Below are 21,113 nucleotides of genomic sequence, written 5' to 3'. Positions count from 1 at the left end.
GTGCGGGCGGTGGCCCGGGGCGGGGTGGCCGGCATCGCCGGGGCCGGCTTCGCCGCCGTCGCCGGGATCGGCGTCACCTGGCTGGTGACCCGCGGCCTCGGCCCCGAACAGGCCGGCGCGTTCTTCGCCGCCACCGCCCTCTTCGTGCTGATCGGCGCGGTCGCCAAGCTCGGCACCCAGACCGGACTGGTCTACTGGCCGGCCCGGCTGCGGGCCCGGGGCCAGGGGCACCTGCTCGGCATCTGCCTGCGGGCCGGCCTCACCCCGGTCGCCGGGGTCGCCGTCGTCCTCGGGGCCGGGCTGCTGGTCGCGGCACCGGTCCTGGCCCGGATCACCGCCGGCGACGCCGGCCCGGACACCGTCGCCCAGCACACCGCCGGGCTGCGGGTGCTGGCCGGGTTCGTACCGCTGGCCGCCTTCACCGACGCCGCGCTCGCGGCGATCCGGGGCTACCGGCGGTTGGGACCGACGCTGGTGCTCGAACGGGCGGCCCGGCCGCTGCTGCAACTCGCCGGGATCGCGGCGGCCACCGTCGCCGCCGGGTGGCTGGCCATGCCGCTGACCGCGTACGCGCTGGCCTGGGTGCTGCCGTACCTGCCGATCGCCATCCTGTCCGGGTACGCCCTGCACCACACCCACACCACCACCACCCCGCGCCCCCGCCGCCCCGGTCCCCCCACTCCCCCCGGTCCCCCCAAGATCCGGGTGATCAGGGACCAAATCGCGCGGGTCGGCGGCGCGCCGGGCGACGTACTCCCTGATCACGGGGATCTTGGGGGGCGGCGGCGGGTGGAGAAGGGGGTCTGGCGGGCGTTCTGGGGGTTCAACTGGCCGCGGGCGGTGGGGAGTGTCGGGCAGCTCGCGCTCCAGCGGGTCGACCTGCTGCTCGTGGCGGGGCTCGGCGGGCTCGGGGCGGCCGCGCTGTACGCCGTCGCCGGACGGTTCGTCGTGCTCGGGCAGCTCGCCAACCAGGGGATCTCGCAGTCCGTACAGCCCCGGCTCGCCGAGGCGCTGGCCACCGGCGACCGGGCCACCGCCAAGCGGCTCTACCAGGCGGCCACCGGCTGGCTGGTGCTCGCCACCTGGCCGCTCTACCTGCTGCTGCTCACGTACGCCCCGCTCTACCTCGGCTTCTTCGGCGACGCCTACCGCGACGGCGGCCCGATCGTCGCCGTACTCGCCGGTGCCATGCTGCTGTCCACCGGCTGCGGCATGGTCGACATGGTGCTCGCGATGGCCGGCCGCACGAGCTGGAACCTGGCCAACATCGCGCTCGCGCTGGCCGTGACCGTCGTGCTGGACCTCGCCCTCATCCCCAGCCTCGGGGCGCTCGGGGCCGCGATCGGGCTCGCCGCCGCCGTCGCCGTCAACAACGTCCTGCCGCTGGCCCAGGTCGGCGTGGCGCTCGGACTGCACCCGTTCGGGCCCGGCACGCTGGCCGCCGCGGCGCTCGCGGTCGGCTGTTTCGGCGTACTGCCCCGGATCTTCGTGGTGGCGGCCGGCACCGGCCCGGCGGCCGCGCTCACGGCGGTGGCCGTGGCCGGCGTCGCATACCTGACCGGCGTACGGCTGCTGCGCGGCCCGCTCGCCCTGGACGCCTTCCGTCGCCCGCGGACGGCCGCCGCCCGCGCCGTCGACCCCCATCCGGCTCCACGGCCCGGCCCGGCTCCACGGCCCGGCCCGACTCCACGGCCCGGCCCGGCGCCGGCCGCCGGCCGCGCGGAGGAGCCCGCCGCCGGCATGCCCCGACCGACCAGGACCCGTCCGCCCGACACCGAACTGACCAGGCCGACCAGGACCGTCCGCTCCACACCGAACTGACCAGCCCGACACCGAACCGAGGAGCAGCAAGTTGCGCAACGACTACGCCGACGTCTTCCAGGACACCGCCGCCGTCGAGCGGTACGAGTCCGTCGAGTACGCCCCGGACGGGTACGCGGCGGCGATCAACCGGCGGCAGCGCGCGTACCTGCGCGACCTGGTCGGGCGGTCGTTCGAGACCCGCCGGCCGGTGCAGCACGACTTCGCCTGCGGGACCGGGCGGGCACTGCGGGCGCTGCACGGCATGGTGCGCGGCGCGCACGGCTACGACTCGTCGCCGGCGATGCTGGCCAAGGCCGACGAGCTGGGCGCCCTGGCCGAACTGCACCGGGTCGACGCGACCGGGCCGGTGCCGTCGCCGGTGGCGACCGACTCGCCGGCGATCGTCACCGTGTTCCGGCTGCTGCTCAACGCCGGTGACGAGGTACGGGAACGGGCGATCGCGTTCGCGGCCCGGGTGCTGCCGCACCAGGAGGCCGGGCTGCTGGTGGTGGAGAACCACGGCAACCGGGGTTCGGCCCGGCACCTGCGGCACCGCCGGCACGTGGGCGAGCCGTGGTTCGCCGAGCTTTCCCACGAGGAGGTGACGACGCTGCTGGCGCGGTACGGCTTCAGCATCGTGGAGCGGCGCGGTTTCTCGGTGCTGACCCGGGGCTGGTACGACCGGCGCTGGCTGCGCCCGGTGGCGACGGTCGTCGACAACGTGGCGACCCGTGTCCCGGCCCTGAGCCGCTACTGCGTGAACGTGCTCTACGTGGCCCGCCGCACCGTCCCCCAGGTGGCCCCGCCGCGGGTCCAGCCGCCGCCCCACCCCGACGCCACCACCTGGTAACTCCCCCATGATCCGCGTGATCAGGGAGTAAATCGCGCGCGTCGCCGGCGCGTCGTGCCGCGTACTCCCTGATCACGCGGATCTTCGTGTGCCAGAGAACGAGGAGTCCCGATGAGCAGGTGGACCAGGAGCGCGGTCGTGGTGCTCGCCGCCGCGCTGGCCGGCTGTACGGCGGCACCCGCCCCGCCGGAACCCACCGCCGCACCGCCGGCCGGTGTCGCCACCAACCCCGGCCCGTACGACAGCGGCCCGGTCGCCGCCCCCACCGCCGGCGCCCGGCTCGGCGCCTGGGTCAAGCCCCGGGTCTGGGGCCAGGACGGGAGGCGGGCGGCCATCACCGGCTACGAGGAGTCGCTTAACCGCCCGCTCGACATCGTCAACACCTACCGGCGGTTCGACGAGGAGTTCCTCACCCTGACCGACCGGGAGTTCATGGCCCGTGGCGTGACCGTCATGCTCAGTTGGGCGTCCGGTGACACCAGATCCATCGTGGACGGACACCACGACGAGCTGATCCGGGCCCAGGCCCGCCGGGTACGCGCCGCACAGCGCCCGGTGCTGTTGCGCTACCGGTGGGAGATGGACCGGCCGAATCTGCGCGCCACCATGTGGTCGGGGCCGGACTTCGTCGCGGCCTGGCGGCACACCCGCCGGATCTTCGACGAGGAACGGGTCGCCAACGCGTCCTGGGTGTGGTGCCCGACGGCCGAGGGCTTCGTCCGGGGCGACGCGCCGGACTTCTATCCCGGTGACGACGCCGTCGACTGGACGTGCGTCGACGTGTACGCCGGCCAGCGGTTCCGGCCGCTGGCGGAGTTGATGGACCCGTTCCTGCGCTGGGCGGCGCGGCGGCCGAAGCCGATCATCGTGGGCGAGTTCGGGGTGGCCCGGGAGTGGGGTTCGGCGGACCGGGCGGCGTGGCTGCGTGACGCGGTCGTGCTCTTCAAGGCGAACCCGCAGATCAAGGCGGTGGCGTATTTCGAGTCGGATCCGGACGGCAATCCGCCCAAGGGGCAGTTCCAGCTCTCGGACGACCCGCCGGCCTTCGCCGCGTTCACCGAACTGGCCCGCGATCCGTACTTCAACCCGGGCGGCTGAGCATCCCGGGCGCCGCGCGGGCGGCACCCGGGCGCCACGCCGGCGGCACCCGGTCGCCGCGTGGGCGGCACCCGGTCAGCGCGCCGGCAGCGGCACCGCCCGCCTCGACGCCGGCCGGCGTGGCAGCGCCCGGCCGGGCGACGTACGGCGGGACACCGCGTGCCGGGCCGCCGCCGTCGTGGCGAGCAGCCGCAGCGCGTACGGGGCGTCGTGGCGCAGGTAGCGGCCGGCGAGGCGGCGGGGTTCGGTGCCGAGCCGGTGCGCCCACTCCAGACCGGACCGCTGCATCCACAGTGGAGCGCGGACCTGGTCGCCGGCCGCGAAGTTGACCGCCGCTCCGCAGCCGAGGAACCAGGCGGCCGGCATCCGGGCCCGCAGCCGGTCGATGATCCGCTCCTGCTTCGGGAAGCCGAGCCCCACCAGCACCAGGTCGGGCCGGGCGGCCACCACCTCGGCGCAGACCCGGTCGAGGTGCGCGGGATCGCGGTCGAAGCCGTAGGGAGGGCTCAGCGTGCCGGCCACGCGCAGGCCGGGGCAGGCGGCGGTGATCCGCCGGGCGGCGCGGACGGCACCCGCGGCGGTCCCGGCGGCCGGCGGGTCGCCGCCGAGGACGAAGACCGAACGGCCGTCCAGCCCGAGCCCGTGCGACAGCGACCAGAGCAGGCTGGAACCGGCGACCCGCTCCGGCAGGGGGCTTCCGGCGAGTTGGCTGGCCCACACCAGGGGCATGCCGTCGGCGACGACGAGGGTGGCGTCGGCGAGGTGGGCGCGTACGCCGGGGTCGGTCCGGGCCTGCCGGAGGATGTCGACGTTGGGGGTGATGATCCGGCCGCCGGCTCCCCGGCGCAGCGCGTCGCGGACCATCGCGACCACCCGGTCCTCGGTGAGTGCGTCGAAGTCGGTACCTCCGACGTTTATCCGACGAAACGTCGCGTACAGCCCCAAACCAAGCTCCTCACCGGTCGATCGCTCGTTATACCGATGAAACGAGCGAAGGCGGTTAAAAGTGGCAGTAGTTCTCTTTGTCGGTGGATTAGGGCGAAGTGGCACAACACTGGTCGAGCGCCTGATGGGTGAACTGCCCGGCGTGTGCGCTCTGGGCGAGGTCGTACACCTCTGGCAACGCGACGTCCGCGACGACGAACGATGCGGCTGCGGGGCCCGCTTCTCGGCCTGCCGGTTCTGGCAACTCGTCGGCGAACGCGCCTTCGGCGGCTGGAACCAGGTCGACGTCTACCGGGTGCTGGCGCTGAAGGAGGCCGTCGAACGGACCCGGCACATCCCCCGGCTCGCCGGCAGCCGCCTCCCCGACGACCTGCGCGGCCTCGTCGAGGAGTACGCCGGCTACTACCGCGCCGTCTACGCCGCCGCCGCCGACGTCTCCGGCGCCACCGTCGTCGTCGACTCCTCCAAGCACAGCGCGCTCGCCCACTGCCTGCGCTGGGCACCCGGTCTCGACCTGCGGGTCGCCCACGTCGTCCGCGACGCGCGTGGGGTCGCGTACTCCTGGACCAAGACCGTCGGGCGGCCGGAGACCGACGGCGCCGACACCATGACCCGGTACGCGCCCGGTCGCTCCGCCCTGCTCTGGAACGCGCACAACGCCGCCTTCGGGCTGCTCGCCCGGCGCGGCGTGCCGGTCCTGCGGGTCCGGTACGAACAACTGGTCGGCGGGCCGGTCGACGAACTGCGCCGGCTGGCCGCCTTCACCGGCGTCGACCTGTCCGGCACCGATCTCGGCTTCGTCACCGGCACGCACGCCGACCTGCGGGTCGGGCACAGCGCGGCGGGCAACCCGATGCGGTTCCAGGTCGGCCGGATCCCGCTGCGGCACGACGACACCTGGATGGCCGCCCTGCCGCCGGGGCAGCGGCGGCTGGTCGGCGCGGTCTGCGCACCGCTGCTGCGCGCGTACGGCTATCCGCTGCGCGGGACCGGCGCGGCGCGTACCGGGGTCGCCGCCACACCGGGTGACCAGCGGTGATCGCGTGGCCGTCGGTCGGCGTGGTCGTCCCGACCCGCGACCGCCCCGAACTGCTACGCCGGACGCTGGCGAGCGTGCGCACCCAGGACTACCCCGGTCGGCTGCGGGTGGTCGTCGTCTTCGACCACAGTGCCCCGGACTACCTGCTGGCCACCACCGACGGGGTGCCGGTGATGGTGCTCGGCAACTGCCGTACCCCCGGCCTCGCCGGCGCCCGGAACACCGCGATCGTGGCGCTGGACACCGACCTGGTCGCGTTCTGCGACGACGACGACCGGTGGGCGCCGGACAAGCTGCGCCGGCAGGTCGCCGCCCTGGCCGCCGCCGGGTCCGGCGCCGAGTTCGCGTCGTGCGCGATCGAGGTCGAGTACGACGGCCACCGCACCCCCCGGCTCGCCGGTGTCGACCGGGTCACCGTCGACCACCTGGCCCGCTCCCGGATGGCGATGCTGCACTCGTCGAGTTTCCTCGTCGAACGCGCCGCACTGACCGACCCCGACCGGATCGGCCTGGTCGCGGAGGACGCGCCGGGCAGCCAGAACGAGGACTGGGACCTGCTGTTGCGGGCCGCCCGCCGGTCACCCGTCGTCCACGTCGACGAGCCACTGGTACGTGTGCTCTGGGGCCGTACGTCGCACTACGCCTACGAGTACGCCACCAAGATCTCGTCGTTGCGCTGGATGATGGCCCGGCATCCGGAGATCAGCGGCTGCCGGCCCGGCGCGGCCCGGGTCTACGGGCAGCTGGCCTGCTGGTCGGCGGCGACCGGCAACCGGGCGGAGGCGTGGCGGTGGACCCGGGAGGCGGTGCGGTCCAACTGGCGGGAGCCGCGGGCGGCGATCGCCCTCGCCGCGATCACCGGCGCGGTACGGGTGGAGAACGTGCTCGCCACCCTGCACCGGCGCGGCCGCGGGATCTGAACCGACCGCTGGGGCAGCCCGGCGTTCCGCGCCCGCACGATGGCCGCTAGTGTGCGTATCTGTTGGATTACGTTTGGATCTGGGGGCCAGCGGATGTTCGAATCCGGGAGTCGACGATGAAGCGCACGATGGTCCGGCTCGCCGACGGCCGCGACCTCATCTACTACGACGAACGCGACGACGCCGTACGCGAGGGACCCGACCGGCGTGACCTGCCGCCACCACCACCCGCCTCGGAGCTGCGCTACGACCCGCTGCTCGACGAGTGGGTGGCGATCGCCGCCCACCGGCAGACCCGCATCTTCCTGCCACCGACCGACCAGTGCCCGCTGTGCCCGTCCACACCGGACCAGTCGTCGGAGATCCCGGCGTACGACTACGACGTCGCCGTGTTCGAGAACCGGTTCCCGTCCCTGACCGCCCGCACCGGCGAGCCCGGCGAGGAGCCGACGCCCTACACCCCGACCCGACCCGGCCTCGGCCGGTGCGAGGTCGTCTGCTTCACCGCCGACCACCACGCGTCGTTCGCCACCCTGCCCCCGGCCCGGGTCCGCACCGTGCTCGACGCGCTCGCCGACCGGACCGGCGAACTGTCCGAGCTACCCGGCGTCGAGCAGATCTTCTGCTTCGAGAACCGCGGCGTCGAGATCGGCGTCACCCTGCACCACCCGCACGGCCAGATCTACGCGTACCCGTTCCTCACCCCGCGCACCCGGGCGATGATGACCGCGGCCCGGCGGCACGCCGAGCGCACCGGCGGACGCAACCTGTTCGCCGACGTGCTCGCCGCCGAACGGGACGCCGGCGTTCGGGTCGTGGCGTCGAACGCGCACTGGACCGCCTACGTCCCCGCCGCCGCCCGCTGGCCGTTCGAGGTGCACATCGCACCGCACCGGCAGGTGCCCGACCTGCCCGCGCTCGACGACGCCGAGCGCGCCGCCTTCGGGCCGCTCTACCTCGACGTCCTGCGCCGCTTCGACCAGCTCTTCGACAAGCCGATGCCGTACATCTCGGCCTGGCACCAGGCCCCGGTACGCGTCGACCGCGACCTCGGCTACCTGCACCTGCAACTGTTCAGCGTCCGCCGCGCCGCCGACAAGCTGAAGTATCTCGCCGGCTCCGAGTCGGCGATGGGCGTCTTCATCAACGACATCCGCCCCGAACAGGCGGCGGCCATGCTGCGCTAGTTGTCCAGCCGGCGGGCCAGGTACAGCGCCGTGGCCATGCTGACGACGATCCGCTCCCCGAGCACGTCGGTGATCGCCCGGAAGAGCCCGACCCGGGTGCCCTCGTCGAGCATCCGGTATGCCGAGTGGGTGGACAGGTTCGCCGTGTAGTCCTGCGCCGTCAGCGTCCGCTCCCACCGGTAGAGGCGCTCGGACAGGTCACCGAAGTCGGTCTGCGCCACCAGTTCCTCGCGTGGCCAGGCGGCCGCGAGCGGCGAGTCGTGGACCGGTTCGACGTCGGGCAGGATCTGGGGTGCGTGCCTACGGTGCAGGTCGAGCAGCGTGGCCGTCACCTCCGGGTCGGCCGGCCGGTCGCCGTTCCAGAACAGGGCGAGCGTCCCGCCGGGGGCCAGGGCCGCGGCGGCCCGCCGCCAGCGCACCGCCGGCTCTGTCCAGTGCCAGGCCTGCGCGCTGAACAGCAGGCCGAACGGCCGGGCCGGCCGGTAGTCCTCGAAGGCGGTGACCGCAACCGTCACGTCCGGCCGATCCGCCACGCGGCGGCGCAGCACCTCGGCCATCGCCCCGTCGGGCTCGAGCGCGGTGACGGCGACCCCGCGCTCGGCGAACGCCACGGTCGCCCTGCCCGTGCCGGCGCCGACCTCCAGGGCGGGCGCGCCGGCCAGCCGGGCATGGTCGAGGACGTCGTCGACAAGCGCCGCCGGATAGCCGGGCCGGATCCGGTCGTATTCGTCGGCCACCTCACCGAACACCCTGGCCCGAACCCGTTCCGCCATGGCGAACACCGTACGGCAACGCGCTCGTCCGGGGGTGCCTGCGGCGCCTTCGGCGCAATTCATGACTTGTCAGCACCTGGATGGCATTACCAATAGCCATTTATTTTCATCATTGCCCGACAAGGACAGCGATCACTAGGGTCGACTCACCCGACCACAGAATGGAGCGGCCCATGAAGCGCCCGCGCATTCGTTCCGTCCTTGCCAGCGTCGCCGCCTGCGTGGTCGCGGCGACCACGTTCACGCTCGCCGGCGCCACACCCGCCGCCGCCATCGGCCAGGAAACCTTCGGCTGCCGCATCGCCCCGGGCGTCGTTTTCACCTGGAACACCTACTGCAACAACAGCGCGCCGGCCAGCACCTACAACGTCGGTTTCGCGGTGCAGAACACGTCCGGAAGCTACACCTTCGCCTGGAGCGTCAGCGGCCCCTACCAGTCAATCAACACCGGCTGCACCGCGACGTCGCCCACGTGCTCGGTCTGGGTATCCGGCCATTCCGACTCGTCGATCGAAGCGACCGTGACCTACACGCAGAACGGGCAGAGCCGCACGCAGACCGCCTACGCCACGATCAACCGGTACTGCGGAAGCCAACTCTGCTGAGCGAGCGGTCAGGGCTGCGGGGGGCCCGGGACAGGGCCCCCCGCAATGGGAAGGGACGGCAGGCTGTGCGGCACAGCCGGGGAGCTGGCCGGGCCGGCGTCCCGGTCGGGCGTCCTCGACCGGCTTCGCTCCCCCGGACGCGACTGGCACCGCGTCCACCCCGTACAACGACAGCGGCGTATCCGCGGTAACGCTCGGTGTCGATCGCTGGCGGGGTCCGACGTCGCCCCTGGCGCCGGAACGGCGACCACGGACAGAGCGGCCGGAAGCACGAAAATGCCCGCCGGCGAACCGCCGGCGGGCATTTTCCGAGGTGCTGGTCAGGCGCCGAGCTTGCGCGCCAGGTTCTCGTCGAGAGCGTTCATGAACTCGTCGGTGGTCAGCCACGGCGCGTCGCGGGAGATCAGCAGCGCGAGGTCCTTGGTCATCTGGCCGCCTTCGACGGTCTCGATGCAGACCTGCTCCAGCGTGTTGGCGAAGTCGGTGACCGCCGGGGTGTTGTCGAGCTTGCCGCGGTGGGCGAGGCCCCGGGTCCAGGCGAAGATCGAGGCGATCGGGTTGGTCGAGGTCTTCTCGCCCTTCTGCCACTGCCGGTAGTGCCGGGTGACGGTGCCGTGGGCGGCCTCGGCCTCGACCGTACGACCGTCCGGGGTCATCAGGACCGACGTCATCAGGCCGAGCGAGCCGAAGCCCTGCGCGACCGTGTCGGACTGGACGTCACCGTCGTAGTTCTTGCAGGCCCAGACGAAGCCGCCCTCCCACTTCAGCGCGGCGGCGACCATGTCGTCGATCAGCCGGTGCTCGTAGGTGATGCCGGCGGCGTCGAACTCGGCCTTGAACTCGGCCTCGAAGACCTCGGCGAAGATGTCCTTGAAGCGGCCGTCGTACGCCTTGAGGATGGTGTTCTTCGTCGACAGGTAGACCGGGTAGCCGCGGTCGAGGCCGTAGCGCATCGAGGCGCGGGCGAAGTCGCGGATCGACTCGTCGAAGTTGTACATGCCCATCGCGACGCCGCCGCCGGAGAAGTTGGCGACCTCCATCTCGATCGGGGCGCCACCGTCGGCCGGGGTGTAGGTGACGGTGACCGAGCCGGGGCCGGGTACGACGAAGTCGGTGGCCTTGTACTGGTCGCCGTGGGCGTGCCGGCCGATGATGATCGGCTTGGTCCAGCCCGGGACGAGCCGCGGCACGTTGGACATGATGATCGGCTCGCGGAAGACGACGCCGCCGAGGATGTTACGGATGGTGCCGTTCGGCGACCGCCACATCTTCTTGAGGCCGAACTCCTCGACGCGGGCCTCGTCAGGGGTGATGGTGGCGCACTTGACGCCGACGCCGTGCCGCTTGATGGCGTTCGCGGAGTCGATGGTCACCTGGTCGTCGGTCTGGTCACGGTACTGGATCGACAGGTCGTAGTAGTCGAGTTCGACGTCGAGGTAGGGCAGGATCAACTGCTCCCGGATCTGCTTCCAGATGATCCGGGTCATCTCGTCGCCGTCGAGTTCGACGACCGGGTTCGCTACCTTGATCTTCGCCATCGGCCGGCGCTCCTCTCGGGAACCTCAGTACTAGCAGTACGAGCGTACTGGATGCACGTGAGGGCGCTCAGGCAGGTCCGGCAAGCGCCCACCGCCAACCACGGATGACAGGATGGCGCGATGCCGGTCAGCCGCCGCTTCGGGTCCGCCACCGTGATCGCCCTGACGGACGGTGAAGGGCCGTTCTTCGAACCCCGGTCCACCGCGTTCCCGCGGGTCACGGCCGAGTTATGGCGCCGGGCGGACGAGTACGACCCGGGCACGGTGACCGCTGACGGGCAGTGGTGGCTGCGGTTCCGGTGCTTCGCGATCCGGTTCGACGACGGCCGGGTGGTCATGGTCGACGCCGGCATCGGCCCGGCCGAGGCACCGGCCCGGGCCTGGGCTCCGGTGCCCGGGCGACTGCCCGACGAACTGGCGGCGGCGGGCATCGACCCGGCGGAGGTGGACACCGTCGTACTGACCCACCTGCACACCGACCATGTGGGGTGGGCGGTGACCGGCGGCGCGCCGCACTTCGCCAACGCCCGCTATGTCGTGCAGGACGCGGAGTTGGCGGCGGTCCGGGCCGCGAATCCGGAACTGGCGGCGTACCTGCTGGATCCGCTGGCGGCGACGGGCCAACTGCACGTGGTCGAGGGTGACCGACAACTCACCCCGGGGGTACGGGTCGTCGCGACGCCCGGGCACACGCCGGGCCACCAGTCGGTGTTGCTGCAAGAGGGCGGGAAAAGGGTACTGCTCACCGGTGACCTGCTCGTGCACCCGGTGCAGTTGATCGATCCGGCGCAGCCGTACGCGCACGAGGTGGACCCCGAAACGGCCCGGGTGTCGCGGGAGACGCTGCTGCGCGACCTGGCCGCGCGCCCCTCGGCGGTCCTGGCGACCCCGCACCTGACCGATCCGTTCATCACGCTCGGCGCCCCTACCGAACCTGCCACCTGAAACGACGGACCGCCGCACCCCGGGCGGGATGCGGCGGTCCGGACCGGCGGGTCACATGCCCGCGACGTCCTGCTGCTTGGCGCGTACGGCCTCGGCGGCGGCCTTGAGGTCGGCCAGCTCGTTGTCGGTCAGCTCGGTCTCGACGACCTTCTTGACGCCCTCGGCACCGATCTCGGCCTCGACGCCGAGGTAGACGCCGGAGATGCCGTACTCGCCGTCGACCCAGGCGCAGACCGGCATGACCGCGCCGGAGTCCTCCGCGACGGCCTTGGCCATCCGGGCGGCGGCGGCGGACGGGGCGTAGTAGGCGGAGCCCGTCTTGAGCAGGGCCACCACCTCGGCGCCGCCGTTGCGGGTCCGGACGACCAGCTCCTCGATCTTGTCGGCCGGGAGCACGTCGGCCAGCGGCTTGCCGTTGACGCTGCTCTGCGAGGGCACCGGCACCATGGTGTCGCCGTGCGATCCGAGGGTCAGCGTCTTCACCGTGTTGACCGGTACGGCGAGCGTCTCGGCGACGAAGTTGGTGAAGCGGGCGGTGTCGAGCATGCCGGCCTGGCCGAGGACCCGGTTCTTCGGGAACTGGGTGGCGAGCTGGGCCAGGGCGGTCATCTCGTCGAGCGGGTTGGAGACGACGATGACGACGGCGTTCGGGGCGTACTTGGCGACGTTCTCCGCCACGCTCCGGACGATCTTGGCGTTGACCTCGAGCAGGTCCATCCGGCTCATGCCGGGCTTGCGGGGCAGGCCGGCGGTGATGACGACGACGTCGGAGCCCTCGATGGCCTCGTAGCCCTCGCCGTTCGGGCCGGTGGTCGCGCCGACGATCTTGGTCTCGAAGCCCTCGATCGACCGGGACTGGTTGAGGTCGAGGGCGAGGCCCTCGGGCTTGCCCTCGACGATGTCGGTGAGCACGACCGTGTCGAAGACGTCGTACTCGGCGAGGCGCTGCGCGGTCGTCGAGCCGTAGAAGCCGGCGCCGACGACGGTGACCTTCTTGCCCATGGTCGTCTCACTCTCTGATACCGGAAGGCTTGTTTGGGCGGACCGTACCAGTCAGGGCGGGGCCCCGCCGGGCTAGGGGCACAGGCCGTTGACTGGGTCACCCGTGCCGGTCCATAGAAACACGTCGCTGACCCAGGTTCCGTCGGTCAGTTTGTTCCACAGGTCGCTGCTGTACCCGTTCCGGCCCACGTGACGCGTACCCCGGGCCGAACACTCGACGGTGACCGTCGCGCCGTCGGCGACCGTACCCGCCACGGGATGGTTGGCGCCGGGCCCGGAGCGGCGGTTGAGGACGGTGCCGCCGTCGGTGTCGACGACCCCCTGTGTGAATCCGAGCACACCGTGGTTGTGCAGCGTCCCGCCCACGTCGACCCGCCGGGAGCCGTACCAGGCCGAGCCGCTGTAGTCGGCGCCGGAGGCCGAGATGACCCACTTGCCGAAGTTGTAACGGTCGATCGGCACGTACGCGTTGTTCCGACGCAGGGAGAAGTGCACGTGCGCGCCGGTGGACGAGCCGCCGCAGGAGACGTCGTTGCCGATGTTGCCGAGGAAGTCGCCCTCCTTGACCGCCCGGCCGTCGGCCTGGATGTTGCCGGCGAGGTGGTAGTAGTCGGTGGCGAAGCCCCGGTCGTGCACCACCCGGATCCAGCCCTTGCCGGAGCCGCACATGGTGTACGCCAGTCCGGCGCGGGCGGCCAGCACCCGGCCGTCGCCGCCGGCGAAGTCGACCGAGCTGCGTACGCCGCCGTTCATCGGGTGCGGACCGCCGGTGTAGCGCCACGACTGGCCGACCGCGTACGGCAGCCGCATCCCGGTGCGCCGGTCGGCCGGGCTCACCGACAGCGGGCCGACCTCGGACCGCTCGCCGGCCCGGCCGAGAATGCGGCGTTCGTCCTCGCGCAGGATCGTCGAACCGGCGCTGAGTTCGGCGAACGCCGGCTCGCCCTCGACCGCGACCCGCCACGCACCGCCCGCACGCCGGGCCACGAAGAGCCACCCCACGGGGTACGCCCCGGCGGCCGCGGGTGCCCGTACGACCACGCTGCCGAACCCGTGCTCGTCGGTGCTGCGCGCGACGACGACGTCGGGGTCCGGGTCGGCGACGGACGGGACGGGTCCGCCCTGCCGCTGCTCGGCCCGCGACTGCTGGGTACGGAGTTGCCCGTCGCGCAGGTGGGCGGCGACCGCGCCGGCGAGGTCGGCGGGCGTTGCGGCGCGCACGGGCGCCGGGATGCCGGCGACCAGCACGATGACTACAAAAGACGCGATAGGGGTTCGCATCCCCTCATAGTTACCAAATCAGACACGCGTCCCGGGTCGCCACGCCGCGATCTTGCCCATATCACCTCCCAAACAGGGCAAAGGGAGGAGACAAGTGCAAGATCGCGGGGCCAGGGCGAGGGAGGTCAGGAGCGTTCGGCGCGCTCCACGACGTTCGTCAGCAGCATCGCCCGGGTCATCGGGCCGACCCCGCCGGGCATCGGCGCGATCGCGCCGGCCACCTCGCGCACCTCGGCGTCGACGTCGCCGGTGTAGTGCCCCTTGCCGTCGGCGCCGACGACCCGGGTGATCCCGACGTCGATGACCACCGCCCCCGGCCGGACCATCTCGGCGGTGAGCAGACCGGGTACGCCGGCCGCGACGATCACGATGTCGGCCGCCCGGGTGTGCGCGGCCAGGTCGAGGGTGCCGGTGTGGCACAGGGTCACGGTCGCGTTCTCGCTGCGCCGGGTCAGCAGCAGCCCGAGCGGCCGGCCGACGGTGTTGCCCCGCCCGACGACCGCCACCTCGGTGCCCCGCAGCGGCACGTCGTACCGGCGCAGCAGCTCGACGATTCCGCGCGGGGTGCACGGCAGCGGGGCGTCGTAGCCGAGCACCAGCCGGCCGAGGTTGACCGGGTGCAGCCCGTCGGCGTCCTTGTCTGGGGCGATCGACTCGAGCACCCGCTGGGTGTCGATCTGCCCGGGCAGCGGCAGCTGCACGATGTAGCCGTGGCACGCCGGGTCGGCGTTGAGCTCGGCCACCACCTCGTCGACCTGGTCCTGGGTGGCGTCAGCGGGCAGCTCGCGCCGGATCGAGGCGATGCCGACCTCGGCGCAATCGCGGTGCTTGCCGTTGACGTACGCCTGCGAGCCGGGGTCCTCCCCGACCAGCACCGTGCCGAGCCCGGGGACGATGCCCCGCTCGGCGAGGGCCTTGACCCGCCCCCGCAACTCGTCCTTGATCGCCGCCGCGGTGGCCTTGCCGTCCAGAAGGTTCGCCGTCACGTCCGGATCGTCTCACGCGGCCGGCACCGACCCGGCGAACCCCCCAAGATCCCGCCCACCAGGAGGCCACGCCGGCGCGGACGGCGCACTGATCAAGGTGATACAACGCGATCGAGCAGCCCTCACGGCGGGCGTCGGTGGGCCGCCCCGGCGGTTGCGGGGCGGCGGTGTGTGTGGTGATCGTTAGTTGTTCCGCGGTTGTCCGTACGGCGTGTCGAACTGCTGGGCAGCAGACGATCACGGGTGCCCTGACGGTTTGCCGAGGAAGGACCCCAAAGTCACCGCCCACTACCACCCGCATCAGCTCACCACTGATGAACCGACCCCGCCATGCTCACGGTCAGTGGAAGAAGTGGCGGGTGCCGGTCAGGTAGAGGGTCACGCCGGCCGCCTGCGCCGCCGCGATCACCTCCTCGTCGCGTAGCGATCCGCCGGGCTGCACGACCGCGCGGACCCCGGCGTCGAGCAGCACCTGCAGGCCGTCGGGGAACGGGAAGAACGCGTCGGAGGCGGCGACCGCCCCGCGCGCCCGCTCGGCACCGGCCCGCGACACCGCCAGGTGCGCGGCGTCGACCCGGTTGACCTGGCCCATCCCGACCCCGACGGTCGCCCCGTCGGCGGCCAGCAGGATCGCGTTGGACTTGACCGCGCGCACCGCGCGCCAGGCGAACGCCAGGTCCCGCAGTACGTCGTCGGCGGCGGCCTCGCCCGCGACCAGCCGCCAGGTGGCGGGGTCGTCGCCGGGGGCGTCCACCCGGTCGGCCGTCTGGGTCAGCACTCCCCCGCTGACCTGCCGCCACTCGACCGGCGCCGGCCGCCAGGCGGGCGCCTTCAGCAGGCGGATGTTCTTCTTGCCGGACAGCACCTCGACCGCGCCGTCCTCGTAGGCCGGGGCCACCACCACCTCGGTGAAGATCTCGGCGACCTGCTTGGCCAGTTCGACGGTGACCGGCGCGTTGACCGCGATGACGCCGCCGAACGCCGACACCGGGTCACAGGCGTGCGCCTTGCGGTGTGCCTCGGCGACATCGGCACCGACCGCGATCCCGCACGGGTTGGCGTGCTTGATGATCGCCACCGTCGGCTCGGTGAAGTCGTGGGCGGCCCGCCACGCCGCGTCGGCGTCGACGTAGTTGTTGTATGACATCTCCTTGCCGTGCAACTGCTCGGCCTGGGCGAGTCCGGCGGGGGCGTCCGGGTCGAGGTAGAGCGCGGCCTGCTGGTGCGGGTTCTCGCCGTACCGCAGCGTGGCCGAGCGGCGCAGCGCCAGGCCGGCGAAGCGCGGCGCCCACTCCTCGTCGGGGGCCAGCACCCGGGCGCACCAGGCGGCGACGGCGACGTCGTACTCGGCGATGTCGGCGAAGGCCCGTGCGGCGAGCAGCCGGCGCTGGGCGAGGGTGAAACCACCGTCGGCCAGGGCGGCGAAGAGCATCGGGTACGCCGTCACCGACGTCACGACCGCCACGGACGGGTGATTCTTGGCGGCGGCCCGGACCATCGCCGGCCCGCCGATGTCGATCTGCTCGACGCAGCCGTCGACGTCGGCGCCGGACGCCACCGTCTCCTGGAACGGGTAGAGGTTGGAGACCAGCAGGTCGAACGGCGCGATCCCCAGCTCGGCGAGCTGATCGGCGTGCGACTCCAGCCGCAGGTCGGCGAGCAGGCCGGCGTGCACCCGCGGGTGCAGGGTCTTGACCCGCCCGTCGAGGCACTCCGGGAAGCCGGTCAGCTCCTCCACCCGGGTCACCGGGACACCGGCGCCCTCGATGGTCGACGCGGTCGAACCGGTGGAGACGATCTCGACCCCGGCCGCGTGCAGCGCCTGGGCCAGCTCGGTCAGCCCGGTCTTGTCGTACACGCTGACCAGCGCCCGCTTGATCGGGCGGCGGCCGTCCGGCGCGGCGTTCATGGAATCGTGACCTTTCTTCCGGTGATGGTCCAGCCCTCGCGGACCAGCCGGCCGACGCTGTCGACGAGCTGCCGCCGCTCGGCTTCCTTGATCCGTTCGGTGAGGGTTTCCTCGACGTCGTCGGGCAGCACCGGCACCGCGACCTGGGCGATGATCGGCCCGGTGTCGACCCCGGCGTCGACGAAGAACAGCGTCGCGCCGGCCAGCTTCACGCCGTAGGCGAGCGCGTCGCGGGGGCCGTGGATGCCCGGGAACGCGGGCAGCAGCGAGTTGTGGGTGTTGAGGTAGCGGTCGCCGAAGGAGGCGAGGAAGTCGGTGCCGACCAGCTTCAGGAAGCCCGCCGAGATCACCAGATCGGGCTTGTGCTCGGCGACCTGTGCGGTGAGCGCCCGGTCCCAGTCGGCGCGGTCGGCGTGGTCGCGGACCCGCTCGACGAAGGTCGGGACCCCGGCGGCGGCCGCCCGGTCGAGCCCGGCGATCCCGTCCCGGTCCGCGCCGACGGCCACGACCCGGGCCCCGTACGCGGGATCGGCGCACGCGTCGAGCAGGGCCTGGAGGTTGCTTCCGGATCCGGAGACGAGGACGACGAGGCGGGCGGCTGGCGCGCGGTCGGTCACGCAGAGCACCCTACCGGCCAGGTCACGACGACCTTTTCGCGCCCCGCGCGCCCGGCCGGCGGGCACCGCACCGGTGGAACCCGGCTGCCGGACGGCTGATGCGAGGCGATGCACGGAGCTGCATGTCGCCTGATAGTTGGTGCCGAATTGTCGCCACGACCGGGTACGCTGCCGGACGCTCGGGCATCGATGTCCGACCCGACAGTGAATCGTCAAGGAGCAGGTTCCGTGGGCTACCCCTCGCACCCACCGCACCAGGTGGACAACAACATGACGATGTCCATCGTCTCGATCTTCCTGTTCTGGCCGCTGGCCATTCCGGCCATCATCAACGCCTCCAAGGTCAACCAACTGCTTCAGCAGGGCGACTTCATGGGCGCCCAGGCGGCGGCCGCGGAGTCCCGGAAGTGGTCGAAACTCGCCCTGATCGTCGGCATCTCGTGGTACGTGATCAGCATCATCTGCTGCGTCATCTACTTCGTGGTGATGGCGGGCTCGATAGCCTCTAGCACAGTCTGAGAAATAGTCCGCCGAACAAGGAGTGCCCATGCAGCCCGGCTATCCCGGCCAGGATCCATACGGCAAGCAGCCGCAGGACCCGAATGCGCCGCAGTACCAGGACCCGTACGCCCAGCCGCAGCAGCCGTACGGCCAGCCCACCTCCGGCCAGCCCTACGGCCAGCCGACCTCGGGGCAGCCGGCCTACGGCCAGCCGGTGTCCGGTGACCCGTACGGCCAGCCGGTGTCCGGCGACCCCTACGGCCAGCCGTCGTACCAGGACCCGTACGCCCAGCAGCAGCCGACCTCGGGCCAGCCGTACGGCGCCGCGCCGGGCTACCCGGCGGCCTCCTACGGCGCGCCCGCGTCCTCGCAGAACAACACGCTCGGCCTGATCGGCATGATCGTCGGCATCGTGGCGTTGCCGCTGGCGTTCTGCTGCGGCCTGTTCAGCCTGCCGCTCGGCGTCGGCGCGATCGTGCTCGGCTTCCTCGGCAAGAACAAGGCCGACCAGGGGCAGGCCAGCAACCGTGGCCAGGCCATGGCCGCTCTGATCTGCGGTGCGTCGAGCATCGTCCTGGCGATCATCATGGTCATCATCGGCCAGATGATCGACCTGGGTCCGAGCTTCACCTGATCGTCGCAGCACGTCGAGGGCGTTCCGGCCACCATGGCCGGGGCGCCCTTCGCCGTTGCGGGCCGGCGCCGCTCAGTTCCCGGTGAAAACCCGGGTGGCGGCCGCGCCGACGACGGTGCCGACCGCGACGACCACGGTCGCGACAACGGCGACCTGCCACCCGACCGGCCCGACCTCGGCGAGCCGGCCGCCGCCCACCGGGCCGCCGGAGACGGTGGCGGCGACGCCGAGCACCAGTCCGGCGACCGGGCCGCCGATCGCCGCCGCGCCCAGCAGCCCCTTCCAGGACAGCGGCGTACGGTCCCGGGCGGCCGACCGCAGCCGCCGGCGGGCGAGCAGCCAGCCGGCGGCCATCCCGGCGAACACCGGCACGGTGAGCATCGCCGCGCCGAACCCGCCAACCGGCCCGTGCGGCAGGCCGGCGATCAGCGGGATGGCGGGCAGCGCCCCGACGGTGACCTCGGTGGTCCGCACGACCGTGTCGGTGCCGACCGCGAAGCCGGGACCGAGCAGGTAGGCGCTGGCCCAGATCGCCGCGTTGGGGGCGTACGCGACGCTGACGAGGGTGATGCCGGCCTGGCCGGTCACTCCGGCCCGGTAGGCCTGGATCATGCTGCTGGCGTCGCCGCCACCGGTCGCCACCGCCAGTCCCGCCGTACCGGCCCCGGCGCCGATCAGCAGCAGCGCCGCGACGACCCCGGTGCGGATGCCGTGCCGCAGGGGGCCGGGCAGGCGCCGGGCGACGACGCGCAGCGCCCCGGTGGTGCGCAGTGCGCCGACCAGGGCGGCGAGCGCCCCGAAGACGGCGAGGTTGGCGGCGGCCCGCAGCGGCGGGACGTGCAGTCCGTCGGTGCCGACGGCGAGCGCGGCGAGCGCCCCGAGCAGGCCGTACGCGCAACCGATGACGACCGCGACGAGAAAGGCCTGCCGCGGTGAGCCGTGGTGCCGGGCGCCGATCGCCCGGCTGACGTGTACACCGGCGCGGCTGACCCGCCACGCGGCCAGGGCGGCGAGCGCCATCGGCGCGAGGCCGAGCGGCCCGGCGCCGGTCTCCAGCGGCACCCCGTGGCCGAGCAGCCAGGCGGCGAGTCCGACCCGGGCGGCGCCGCCGAACGTGGCGGCGTCCTCGGCGAGCTGGGCGAGGCCCATGACGACGGCGACCGGCAGGTAGGAGACCAGCGCCGCCCAGAGCGTGGCGACGGCGGCGGCGACGGCGATGGGTGCCCGGCCGCCGCGACGCACGCCACCGGACCGCTGCGTGGGCAGGCGTACGGTCGGCCGGTTACCGACGTCGATCGGCTCGGTGCGGCGGTTGCCGACGTCGATCGGCTCGGTCTGGCGGCTGCCCAGGTCGGCGGGAAACGGCTCCTCGGCCCCGTCGGCGCGAGAAGGCTGGTCAGGGGTGCTGGCTGCCATCAAGGCCCCACTTAAACACGCGAAAGGGTGTGGTGGTTCGCGACACCACCGTCGCCGACGCGTCAGTTCCCTGTAGCGGTGGACATTAAGCGCAAATCTCTCTACGCCCAGGTCACTCCACGAACGACGAACGGGGCCGACCGTGTCACACGGCCGGCCCCGTTACCGTACGTCACTCAGGCGCCGGTGATGATCTCGCGCATCAGTCGCGCGGTCTCGCTCGGCGTCTTGCCGACCCGCACCCCGGCCGCCTCCAGTGCCGCCTTCTTGGCGTCGGCGGTGCCGGACGAGCCGGAGATGATGGCGCCGGCGTGGCCCATCGTCTTTCCGGGCGGCGCGGTGAAGCCGGCGATGTAGCCGACCACCGGCTTGGTCACGTTGGCCTTGATGAAGTCGGCCGCCCGCTCCTCGGCGTCGCCACCGATCTCACCGATCATCACGATGGCGTCGGTGTCCGGGTCGTCCTGGAAGGCGGCGAGCGCGTCGATGTGGGTGGTGCCGATGATCGGGTCACCGCCGATGCCGACGCTGGTGGAGAAGCCGATGTCCCGCAGCTCGTACATGAGCTGGTAGGTCAGCGTGCCGCTCTTGCTGACCAGGCCGATCCGGCCGGCCGGGGTGATGTCGGCCGGGATGATGCCGGCGTTGGACTGGCCCGGCGAGGCGATGCCGGGGCAGTTCGGGCCGATGATGCGGGTCTTGTTGCCGGACGCCACGTTGTGCGCCCAGAACGCGGCGGTGTCGTGCACCGGCACGCCCTCGGTGATGACCACGGCGAGCGGGATCTCGGCGTCGATCGCCTCGACCACGGCCGCCTTGGTGAACTGCGGCGGCACGAAGATGACGGTGACGTCGGCCCCGGTCTCCTTGATCGCGTCGGCGACCCCGGCGAAGACCGGCAGGGACGTGCCGTCGAAGTCGACCGACTGGCCCGCCTTGCGCGGGTTGACGCCACCGACGATGTTGGTGCCGGCGGCCAGCATCCGGCGGGTGTGCTTCGACCCCTCGGAGCCGGTCATCCCCTGGACGATGACCTTCGAGTCCTTGGTCAGCCAGATTGCCAT

General features: G+C 72.5%; 20 protein-coding genes. 10 read left to right on the top strand and 10 right to left on the bottom strand.

Annotation, left to right across the window (positions count from 1 at the left end):
• Window positions 1–9: 9 nt before the first annotated feature.
• The 3 genes from AB0M79_RS20330 (at window position 10) to AB0M79_RS20320 (ending at window position 3,751) form a co-directional block, all read left to right on the top strand.
• Window positions 10–1,821, top strand: a complete 1,812-nt coding sequence (locus AB0M79_RS20330) for a polysaccharide biosynthesis C-terminal domain-containing protein (protein ID WP_364215762.1) — start codon at window positions 10–12, stop codon at window positions 1,819–1,821.
• 31 nt (window positions 1,822–1,852) lie between these two features.
• On the top strand, window positions 1,853–2,653 hold the full coding sequence (locus tag AB0M79_RS20325; protein ID WP_364215759.1) for a methyltransferase domain-containing protein: 801 nt from the start codon (window positions 1,853–1,855) through the stop codon (window positions 2,651–2,653).
• Between the two features lie 111 nt (window positions 2,654–2,764).
• Window positions 2,765–3,751 carry a glycosyl hydrolase gene (locus tag AB0M79_RS20320; protein WP_364215756.1) on the top strand — a complete coding sequence of 329 codons (987 nt, stop codon included), beginning with the start codon at window positions 2,765–2,767 and terminating at the stop codon, window positions 3,749–3,751.
• 75 nt (window positions 3,752–3,826) lie between these two features.
• Here AB0M79_RS20320 and AB0M79_RS20315 read toward each other — a convergent pair whose 3' ends face one another.
• Complete coding sequence (locus AB0M79_RS20315) at window positions 3,827–4,696, bottom strand: WecB/TagA/CpsF family glycosyltransferase (protein ID WP_364215753.1); 870 nt, start codon at window positions 4,694–4,696, stop codon at window positions 3,827–3,829.
• A gap of 61 nt (window positions 4,697–4,757) precedes the next feature.
• Between AB0M79_RS20315 and AB0M79_RS20310 the strand changes: the two genes are divergently transcribed.
• The 3 genes from AB0M79_RS20310 to galT all read left to right on the top strand — a co-directional run bounded on the left by AB0M79_RS20310 (window position 4,758) and on the right by galT (window position 7,842).
• Window positions 4,758–5,735 carry a sulfotransferase gene (locus tag AB0M79_RS20310; protein ID WP_364215750.1) on the top strand — a complete coding sequence of 326 codons (978 nt, stop codon included), beginning with the start codon at window positions 4,758–4,760 and terminating at the stop codon, window positions 5,733–5,735.
• Window positions 5,735–6,655, top strand: coding sequence for a glycosyltransferase (locus AB0M79_RS20305; RefSeq protein ID WP_364216214.1), 921 nt, complete (start codon window positions 5,735–5,737; stop codon window positions 6,653–6,655). Before AB0M79_RS20310 ends, AB0M79_RS20305 begins: the two co-directional genes overlap by 1 nt.
• A gap of 116 nt (window positions 6,656–6,771) precedes the next feature.
• A complete protein-coding gene (gene galT, locus AB0M79_RS20300; protein ID WP_364215747.1) occupies window positions 6,772–7,842 on the top strand; it encodes a galactose-1-phosphate uridylyltransferase in 1,071 nt (356 codons plus the stop codon).
• Here the strand turns inward: galT and AB0M79_RS20295 are convergent.
• On the bottom strand, window positions 7,839–8,615 hold the full coding sequence (locus AB0M79_RS20295) for a class I SAM-dependent methyltransferase (RefSeq protein ID WP_364215744.1): 777 nt from the start codon (window positions 8,613–8,615) through the stop codon (window positions 7,839–7,841). The genes galT and AB0M79_RS20295 overlap by 4 nt on opposite strands.
• A 173-nt stretch (window positions 8,616–8,788) precedes the next feature.
• Between AB0M79_RS20295 and AB0M79_RS20290 the strand changes: the two genes are divergently transcribed.
• The gene (locus AB0M79_RS20290) at window positions 8,789–9,220 is read left to right on the top strand and encodes a hypothetical protein (protein WP_364215741.1); all 432 of its coding nucleotides are present in this window, start codon (window positions 8,789–8,791) and stop codon (window positions 9,218–9,220) included.
• A gap of 320 nt (window positions 9,221–9,540) precedes the next feature.
• Here the strand turns inward: AB0M79_RS20290 and AB0M79_RS20285 are convergent, their stop codons facing one another.
• Window positions 9,541–10,758 carry an NADP-dependent isocitrate dehydrogenase gene (locus AB0M79_RS20285; RefSeq protein ID WP_212822778.1) on the bottom strand — a complete coding sequence of 406 codons (1,218 nt, stop codon included), beginning with the start codon at window positions 10,756–10,758 and terminating at the stop codon, window positions 9,541–9,543.
• Window positions 10,759–10,878: 120 nt separating this feature from the next.
• Here AB0M79_RS20285 and AB0M79_RS20280 point away from each other — a divergent pair, with 120 nt between their 5' ends.
• Window positions 10,879–11,703: an MBL fold metallo-hydrolase gene (locus AB0M79_RS20280; protein WP_364215738.1), complete on the top strand. Its 825-nt coding sequence runs from the start codon at window positions 10,879–10,881 to the stop codon at window positions 11,701–11,703.
• 51 nt (window positions 11,704–11,754) lie between these two features.
• Here the strand turns inward: AB0M79_RS20280 and mdh are convergent, their stop codons facing one another.
• From mdh to purN, 5 genes are all read right to left on the bottom strand, one after another.
• Window positions 11,755–12,705 carry a malate dehydrogenase gene (mdh, locus tag AB0M79_RS20275; RefSeq protein ID WP_364215735.1) on the bottom strand — a complete coding sequence of 317 codons (951 nt, stop codon included), beginning with the start codon at window positions 12,703–12,705 and terminating at the stop codon, window positions 11,755–11,757.
• Between the two features lie 72 nt (window positions 12,706–12,777).
• Window positions 12,778–13,986, bottom strand: a complete 1,209-nt coding sequence (locus AB0M79_RS20270) for a peptidoglycan DD-metalloendopeptidase family protein (protein ID WP_364215732.1) — start codon at window positions 13,984–13,986, stop codon at window positions 12,778–12,780.
• Between the two features lie 125 nt (window positions 13,987–14,111).
• Window positions 14,112–14,972 carry a bifunctional methylenetetrahydrofolate dehydrogenase/methenyltetrahydrofolate cyclohydrolase gene (locus tag AB0M79_RS20265; RefSeq protein WP_364215729.1) on the bottom strand — a complete coding sequence of 287 codons (861 nt, stop codon included), beginning with the start codon at window positions 14,970–14,972 and terminating at the stop codon, window positions 14,112–14,114.
• Window positions 14,973–15,312: 340 nt separating this feature from the next.
• Window positions 15,313–16,881: a bifunctional phosphoribosylaminoimidazolecarboxamide formyltransferase/IMP cyclohydrolase gene (gene purH, locus AB0M79_RS20260; RefSeq protein ID WP_364215726.1), complete on the bottom strand. Its 1,569-nt coding sequence runs from the start codon at window positions 16,879–16,881 to the stop codon at window positions 15,313–15,315.
• Window positions 16,878–17,498: a phosphoribosylglycinamide formyltransferase gene (gene purN, locus AB0M79_RS20255; protein WP_357533952.1), complete on the bottom strand. Its 621-nt coding sequence runs from the start codon at window positions 17,496–17,498 to the stop codon at window positions 16,878–16,880. Before purN ends, purH begins: the two co-directional genes overlap by 4 nt.
• A gap of 228 nt (window positions 17,499–17,726) precedes the next feature.
• On the opposite strand from purN, the gene AB0M79_RS20250 reads away from it, so the two are divergent.
• Together AB0M79_RS20250 and AB0M79_RS20245 are read left to right on the top strand one after the other, a co-directional pair.
• Complete coding sequence (locus AB0M79_RS20250; RefSeq protein ID WP_357533954.1) at window positions 17,727–18,017, top strand: CD225/dispanin family protein; 291 nt, start codon at window positions 17,727–17,729, stop codon at window positions 18,015–18,017.
• 28 nt (window positions 18,018–18,045) lie between these two features.
• On the top strand, window positions 18,046–18,633 hold the full coding sequence (locus AB0M79_RS20245) for a DUF4190 domain-containing protein (RefSeq protein ID WP_364215722.1): 588 nt from the start codon (window positions 18,046–18,048) through the stop codon (window positions 18,631–18,633).
• A 72-nt stretch (window positions 18,634–18,705) separates the two neighbouring features.
• Here the strand turns inward: AB0M79_RS20245 and AB0M79_RS20240 are convergent, their stop codons facing one another.
• Together AB0M79_RS20240 and sucD are read right to left on the bottom strand one after the other, a co-directional pair.
• On the bottom strand, window positions 18,706–20,049 hold the full coding sequence (locus AB0M79_RS20240; protein WP_364215718.1) for a DUF6350 family protein: 1,344 nt from the start codon (window positions 20,047–20,049) through the stop codon (window positions 18,706–18,708).
• 176 nt (window positions 20,050–20,225) lie between these two features.
• Entirely contained in the window at window positions 20,226–21,113 is an 888-nt protein-coding gene (gene sucD / locus AB0M79_RS20235) for a succinate--CoA ligase subunit alpha (RefSeq protein ID WP_357533959.1), read from the bottom strand.

Source organism: Polymorphospora sp. NPDC051019 (genome assembly GCF_040683055.1).
Lineage (GTDB): Bacteria > Actinomycetota > Actinomycetes > Mycobacteriales > Micromonosporaceae > Polymorphospora > Polymorphospora lycopeni.
The sequence above is the reverse complement of the archived record's forward strand: the minus strand, read 5'-3'. Positions and strand labels throughout refer to the sequence as shown.

What these genes read in the sequence shown, in the direction of transcription:
- AB0M79_RS20320 (WP_364215756.1), top strand. Translation starts at nt 2,765, where the DNA reads ATGAGCAGGTGGACCAGGAGCGCGGTCGTGGTGCTCGCCGCCGCGCTG.
- galT (WP_364215747.1), top strand. Translation starts at nt 6,772, where the DNA reads ATGAAGCGCACGATGGTCCGGCTCGCCGACGGCCGCGACCTCATCTAC.
- AB0M79_RS20295 (WP_364215744.1), bottom strand. Translation starts at nt 8,615, where the DNA reads ATGGCGGAACGGGTTCGGGCCAGGGTGTTCGGTGAGGTGGCCGACGAA.
- AB0M79_RS20290 (WP_364215741.1), top strand. Translation starts at nt 8,789, where the DNA reads ATGAAGCGCCCGCGCATTCGTTCCGTCCTTGCCAGCGTCGCCGCCTGC.
- AB0M79_RS20285 (WP_212822778.1), bottom strand. Translation starts at nt 10,758, where the DNA reads ATGGCGAAGATCAAGGTAGCGAACCCGGTCGTCGAACTCGACGGCGAC.
- AB0M79_RS20280 (WP_364215738.1), top strand. Translation starts at nt 10,879, where the DNA reads ATGCCGGTCAGCCGCCGCTTCGGGTCCGCCACCGTGATCGCCCTGACG.
- mdh (WP_364215735.1), bottom strand. Translation starts at nt 12,705, where the DNA reads ATGGGCAAGAAGGTCACCGTCGTCGGCGCCGGCTTCTACGGCTCGACG.
- AB0M79_RS20270 (WP_364215732.1), bottom strand. Translation starts at nt 13,986, where the DNA reads ATGCGAACCCCTATCGCGTCTTTTGTAGTCATCGTGCTGGTCGCCGGC.
- purH (WP_364215726.1), bottom strand. Translation starts at nt 16,881, where the DNA reads ATGAACGCCGCGCCGGACGGCCGCCGCCCGATCAAGCGGGCGCTGGTC.
- AB0M79_RS20245 (WP_364215722.1), top strand. Translation starts at nt 18,046, where the DNA reads ATGCAGCCCGGCTATCCCGGCCAGGATCCATACGGCAAGCAGCCGCAG.
- AB0M79_RS20240 (WP_364215718.1), bottom strand. Translation starts at nt 20,049, where the DNA reads ATGGCAGCCAGCACCCCTGACCAGCCTTCTCGCGCCGACGGGGCCGAG.
- sucD (WP_357533959.1), bottom strand. Translation starts at nt 21,113, where the DNA reads ATGGCAATCTGGCTGACCAAGGACTCGAAGGTCATCGTCCAGGGGATG.